5 protein-coding genes are annotated in these 6,241 nt (G+C 58.6%); 3 read left to right on the plus strand and 2 right to left on the minus strand.

The window, feature by feature from the left end:
* Together VI215_05670 and VI215_05675 are read left to right on the plus strand one after the other, a co-directional pair.
* A partial coding sequence (locus VI215_05670) for a pyridoxal phosphate-dependent aminotransferase family protein (protein ID HEY6191800.1) occupies nucleotides 1–1,189 on the plus strand: 1,189 nt, incomplete at its 5' end.
* Between the two features lie 12 nt (nucleotides 1,190–1,201).
* The gene (locus VI215_05675; GenBank protein ID HEY6191801.1) at nucleotides 1,202–2,674 is read left to right on the plus strand and encodes a radical SAM protein; all 1,473 of its coding nucleotides are present in this window, start codon (nucleotides 1,202–1,204) and stop codon (nucleotides 2,672–2,674) included.
* A gap of 47 nt (nucleotides 2,675–2,721) precedes the next feature.
* Here VI215_05675 and VI215_05680 read toward each other — a convergent pair whose 3' ends face one another.
* Nucleotides 2,722–3,411: a response regulator transcription factor gene (locus VI215_05680; GenBank protein HEY6191802.1), complete on the minus strand. Its 690-nt coding sequence runs from the start codon at nucleotides 3,409–3,411 to the stop codon at nucleotides 2,722–2,724.
* Nucleotides 3,408–5,846 (minus strand): HAMP domain-containing sensor histidine kinase, encoded by a 2,439-nt coding sequence (locus VI215_05685; GenBank protein ID HEY6191803.1) that lies wholly within the window; start codon nucleotides 5,844–5,846, stop codon nucleotides 3,408–3,410. The genes VI215_05680 and VI215_05685 overlap by 4 nt, the downstream gene beginning before the upstream one ends.
* 201 nt (nucleotides 5,847–6,047) lie before the next feature.
* Between VI215_05685 and VI215_05690 the strand changes: the two genes are divergently transcribed.
* A partial coding sequence (locus VI215_05690) for a hypothetical protein (protein ID HEY6191804.1) occupies nucleotides 6,048–6,241 on the plus strand: 194 nt, incomplete at its 3' end.

Below are 6,241 nucleotides of genomic sequence, written 5' to 3' on the forward strand. Positions count from 1 at the left end.
GCAGATGCTCTGCATGAGGGAGATCATCAGCGCGGCAGACCGGGAAGTCTCGGTTATAGACCCCTTTTCCGGGGAGCCTGTGAGGATGCTGATGTTCGGGTCGAACAATTATCTCGGACTTGCAAACCACCGGGTGGTGAAGGAGCGCGCCCACATGGCTCTCGACCACTACGGCGCGGGAATTGGAGGCCCGCCCCTGCTCAGCGGCTACACCAGGCTGCACCGGGAATTGGAGGAGCGGCTCGCGGCGCTCAAGCGCACCGAAGATGCAATGATCTTCTCCAGCGGGTATGGAGCGAACGTGGGCCTTGTGAGCGGGTTACTCAATCCGAGGGATACCGTCTTCTACGACGGGTACAGTCACGCCTCGTTTTGCGACGGAATCAAACTGGCGAACGCGCAATCGTACCGGTTTCCGCACAACGACTGCGACCGGCTGGAATCGATGCTCTCGATGCGCCGCTCTGATTCCGCGGGAGACCGGTTCGTCGGCGTGGAAGGGGTCTATTCGATGGACGGCGACCTCGCGCCTCTTGACCGGATTCTCCCTATCTGTAAATCGAACGGAGCGATCCTCATGCTGGACGATGCGCACGGGACAGGCGTGATGGGCCCGACGGGAGCAGGCACCCCGGAACATTTCGGGCTCGAAGGCGCGATCGATATCGTGATGGGGACATTCAGCAAGACGTTTACCGTGACCGGCGGATTCGTGGCCGCCTCCAAATCGATCGTCAACTACCTCCGTTTCTTCGCGCGATCGTACATGTTTTCCGCGTCGCTCCCTCCGGCGGCCATCGCGACAGTCATCGCCGGACTCGATGTCATCGAGCAGGAACCCGAACTCCTTGCGCACCTCCGGGAAAACGTCCGCCTGGCTTCTGCCGGGCTGAACGAGCTCGGGTTCGATTGCGCTCCCGGGGCTGCAATCATCCCTCTCCGCGTGCCGGCCGGAATGAACATCCGCCGCGCCGGATACGAATTTCACAAGCGGGGCATCTTCATCAATTCGGTCGAATATCCCGCCGTCCCCGTCTCCCAGCAACGGTTCAGGATCAGTATGATGGCGACTCACACGCGGAACGACATCGACCGCCTCCTGACCGCGGTCGAAGAGGTGTGGAATTGTTGCGGGTGCGTCCCTGAGACCGTATGTGTACCGGCGAACCACCGCACGAACGAACACTAGACGGAGCCTCCGATGAAAAAACCAAAGCTGCTCATTATCGTTTTCTTTCAGAATCTCAAGGGAGCCGATCCCTATTATGCGCGCACCCCCGCCCCTCCGCTTCCCGGAATTCTCCTGGCCGGGATGGCCCCTTCGACGGTGGAAGTGGAGGTGCTTCACGAGATGGTGCGCCCGATCGATTATTCGACTGATGCCTCTCTTATCGCCCTCAGCTTCCTCGATTACCTGGCGCCTCATGCGTTCGAAGTGGCAGCGCGTTTCCGTGCGATGGGAAAGATCGTGATGGGAGGCGGGAAGTTCGCCTCGACGTTTCCGGATGAGGTCGCTCCCTACTTCGATTCCATCCTTGTCGGAGAGGCGCAGGGAATCTTCCCCCGGATGGTCCAGGATGCGCTCGACGGCACGCTCAGCCGGCGGTACTCTGCGGGTTTGACCCCTTCCCTGGAGGGGATACCTCCGCCGCGGTACGACCTCGTTGAATCGGGGTACTCCGTTCCCATCGTCACCGAGGCATCCCGGGGATGCCCCCATCCGTGCACCTACTGCGCGTTAAACATCAGGCGAACGCCCTACCGGATGAGGCCGATCGCGGATGTCCTCAACGACCTGAAGAACGTGCGCGGCCTTCCCTGGCATAAGCGGAAGATGGCGATGATTCTCGACAATAATCTCGGCGGAGACCTGAGGTACGCGAAGGAGTTATTGCGGGAGGTGGCGAAGCTCGACTTCTGGGCTGTCGGCACGCAATTCAGCATCGAATGCCTCCGGGATGACGAGTTCGTCGATCTTCTCGCGAAGGCCCGATGCAGAATGGCGTTCATCGGAATGGAATCGCTGAACGAACGGAGCCTCGCCGGCGTCGCAAAGCGGCAGAATAAGGTCGGCGAGTACAAGGAGGCGTTCGAAAAGCTCCACCGGCGCGGCATTCTGACCTTCACGGGCCTCATGTTCGCCCTTGATGAGGACACCCGGGAATACTACGAAACGCTCCCCCAGCGCCTTGAAGAGGTTGGGAACGCAGTCATCCTCCCCTCGATTTCAATTCCAATCTACGGGACCCCGTTCTATGATACCGTGGTTGCGGAAGGGAGGCTCATGGATGAGGATCTTTCCCATTATGAAGGGGATCATCTGGTGTTCCGCCACAAGTATCTCACGCCGGAGGAGATCTATCGCGCGTACAAGAGGGTGAACAGGCTCTTTTACTCGTGGAGCAGTATCCTGAGGCGATGGTTCAGAATTATCCGGCTGCAATCCCGCAGAGAGCCGTTCGGCCAGTTCCTCCTGAAGCTCGCGGTCGTGACATTTGTCTATTTCAAGCTCTCGATCTTTCAGCGGCATCACGCGCAAAAGCGGGTGTTCGCGGGTGGCGGCGCGGAGCGTGGGAACGGGAACAAGACGCAGCCTGAAGGCTGCGGCTACCTACCAACTGTCATTCTGAGCGAAACGAAGTGGAGCGAAGAATCTCTGCACCTGAATCAGTGAGATCCTTCGGTACGCTCAGGATCACAAAAGAGCGATCGGGATGAGCATCACTTGACGAGCTTGTACCCTGCCTTTTGCACGGTGAGGAGATGGACCGGCTTTGAGGGATCCGATTCGATCTTTTTGCGGATGGAGAGAATGTAGTTGTCGATCGTCCTCGTCGTGGGGATGGATTCCTCGTCTCCATACTCCCAGACGTCGGTCAGAAGCATGTCCCGCGTGACGACCTCCCCTTCGTGCGCAGCGAAGTACCTCAGGACCTCGAATTCCTTCGTCGACAACTTCACCTCCCGCCTCATCTTCCTGGCCTCCTGCTTCCTGAAGTCGAGCTCCACATCTCCGAACGAGTATTCTTCGATCTCTTTGGAAGGAGTCCCCTTCCTGCGGAGAAGCGTACTGATCCGTGCGAGGAGCACCTTGACGCTGAACGGCTTCGTCATGTAGTCGTCCGCCCCCAATTCCAGCCCCAGGATCTGATCGATTTCTTCTTTCTTGCTGGTGAGCATGAGAATCGGGGTCTCCATCCCCTGCCCGCGCAGGTCCCGGCACACCTCCAGTCCGTTTTTTTTCGGCAGCATGATATCGAGAATAATCAGCGCGATATTCTCGCGTTTGGCCATGAGGCAGCCCTTCTCGCCGTCGGTTGCCGTCAGGACATCATAGTGCTCTTCCGCGAGCGAATCGACCAAACCCCGAAGTATCGCCGGGTCGTCCTCGATGACCAGAATGCGTTTCATCCGTTTGCCCCCTTGGTTGAGTCTGAGTGCTGATCCGGGAAATAGACCGTGAACTCGCTTCCTTCGCCCGGAGCACTCTTCACTTCGATATGCCCCCCGTGCGCTTCGACAATATGCTTCACCAGCGCGAGGCCGAGCCCCGTCCCTCCGGCGCCGGTTTCCTTCCCGCCGTGCGTCCGGTAGAACGGCTCAAAAATATGCTCGAGTTCGGCGGAAGCGATGCCTATGCCGTGGTCTTTGACCCTGATTGCGACCGAACCGTTCTGCCGGAATGTCGACACCTCAATCTCCTTCTTCTCCGGGGAATATTTCATCGCGTTGGTGAGAAGATTGATCGACGCCTCGGTCATGGCATCGGGGTCGGCAGAGAGAACGGCGTCGCCCGCCTCAAGGCGCCTGAGGACCGTAAAGTGTCCCATGCTCAGCTGGTAGTCCATGGTTTGCAGGACATGCAGCATGAGCTGGTCGATCGAGACATCGGAAAAGTGATACTCCTTGACCCCCCGTTCCACCCGGGCGAAGTCGAGCACGTTGTTGATGAGCCGCGTCAGCCGGTCGCTTTCCCCTTCAATGACCTTCAGATACTCTTCCACCCGGGAGGCGGGGAGATGTTTCTTCGTTCGAAGAAGTTCCGCGAACATACGGATGGACGTGAGCGGAGTTTTCAGATCATGAGAGACGCTCGACACAAAGTAGGACTTCAGTTGACTCAACTCCCGCAACCGTTCTCCGGACTCCCGCTCGACGAACAGCTTTTCCTGGAGGATGATCCTCTGGACCAGGAGGCCTGCATGGAGCGTGATCGTGGTGAGAAGGTCGACGTCTTCGACGGTAAACCGCACCTGCGATTTCTTCGGCCCGAGGACCAGAAATCCGAGAATTTCCTTCTCCTCAGTCATCATCGGAATCACGAGGGCCATTCCCCAACGGCGGAACACTTCCGCATCCGCCGATTCGTACCGCTGCCCGGGTTCGATGCGATCATCGAGCGCGACCGGCAGGCGCAATTCGCTCTTCAGATTCTCGCTCTGGAGCCGCACCCCGTGCGTTTCCAGCATGTCAAAACCCTTGTGCGCGAGCAACTGCATGCGCTGGCTCCCCTCCGTGACGAGGAAAAATCCGATCCGCTCGACGGGAAGAAGCTCGTCGACCCGGTGCACGATCAGTTCCGACATCGCTGTCGTATCGACCCTTTCCTTCATGTCATCAACGAGCCGGCGGAGGGATTCGCGGTAATTATATTGCACGCGAAAAAACGCCCTGTCCACGAACCGCTGGGTCCTCGCGCGGAGAGGATCGAACAGGAATACGATGAGGATCGCCGCCGCGGCGGGGATCCATGGCGAAGAAAGCGGCGCGGCGCTCCCAACGACGACGGTCGCCAGCGCGACCAGACCCGCATAGGTCCCCAGGAGCGCGCCGGCGATGATGACATAGACCGCGCTCCGATTGATCAACAGATCGATGTCCATGACATGGTATCGCGCAATCGAGATCGCGAACGTCAGGGGTATGAGGAGCAGGAAGAGCTTGAAGACATATTCCGGAACCAGCGGCAGCCGGCCCATCGCGAGGGGAAGGACCCAGAAGAAGAGAAATGGAGCGGTCCCGGCGCAAAGGCCGAAGAGAATCCAGCGGATTTTCCTCTTCTCCGAGGTGGCCGAGGCTTGCCGGTACGAAAGTATGAAGTTGCCGACTCCGGAGAAGAGGGCGATGAACACGACGGCGTTGAGGATCATCGCTATCGTTGAACTCTCCCGGAAGCTCCCGATGGTACGTGCTTCCGCCGCGTGCAGGTACGAGATTCCCCCCCACACCGCGAGAAGAAACGCGCCCGCATACACCCAGCGCATCGCCCTCACGTAGGGTTGCCGTCTCACCGCCGGAAAAAGAAATGTAAAATGGACAAAGAGGACGGGGATCATCATGTAGGACAGGAAGAAAAACCGGCAGCAGAGGACGCCCACCCACGGCGGCCCGACGGCGTAAATCGTTTTCGTCCCCAAGAGAGCGGCGGCGAGAGTGATCGTCGCCAGGTGAAACACGACCGCGGCAGGATCGTCCCTTCGAAAGAGATAGATGAGAGCCCCCAGCGCAAGGATCAGGAAGGCGACGAGAAGATCGAGAATGAAATCAAACCGGTCATGGTGGGGAACGAGGGCGACGATCTCCGGCTCCGATCCTTCCGACAACGCGATCCGGACGCTGTCGCCCACCATGTGCGAACTCACAAGGAATTCGGCTTCGTCGGGGTTCGAGATCTTGACCCCTTCGACAACGACCGGATATGGAAGTGAAAGCTGGCCGGGCAGGGCCGGTTTTACAACACCGTGGTAAATTGCGAAGCAAGCGTAGATGACAAAGACCAGATCGAGGAGGAGTATCGGGGCGCGGGCGATGCGGATTGAAGGAGCGAAGCGGTGGTCCTCCGCCATTACGGTTCTCACAACGAGGTAGTCCTTGGAATTGCCTCTGGATGGTAGCGAATTGGCCCGCAAGAATCAAGCCGGGGCCAAGCCGGGAGGCGTCATCGAAGGAACGGGGGTTTTGGACTTGACAATTCGGCCGAGTTTGCCTATCATCTCTGAACTCTCCCGGGGGCATCACATCTTATCAATCAAGAAAGGAAGTTTGTCATGGGTAGATTTCGTTCGGTAAGCACCCGCCAGTTTGTTTTGTTCTTTCTGGGCTTCTGTACGCTCTGCGGCAGCGTGGGGGCAATTTCCCAGGAGAAAAAGGCGGAGTCTCTCTATAAGCGCCTCGGCGGCTACGATGCGATCGCCGCTGTCATAGACGATTTTGTCCCTCGACTCGCGAAGGACCCGCAACT

The organism is Bacteroidota bacterium (assembly GCA_036522515.1).
Lineage (GTDB): Bacteria > Bacteroidota > Ignavibacteria > UBA10030 > SZUA-254 > VBOC01.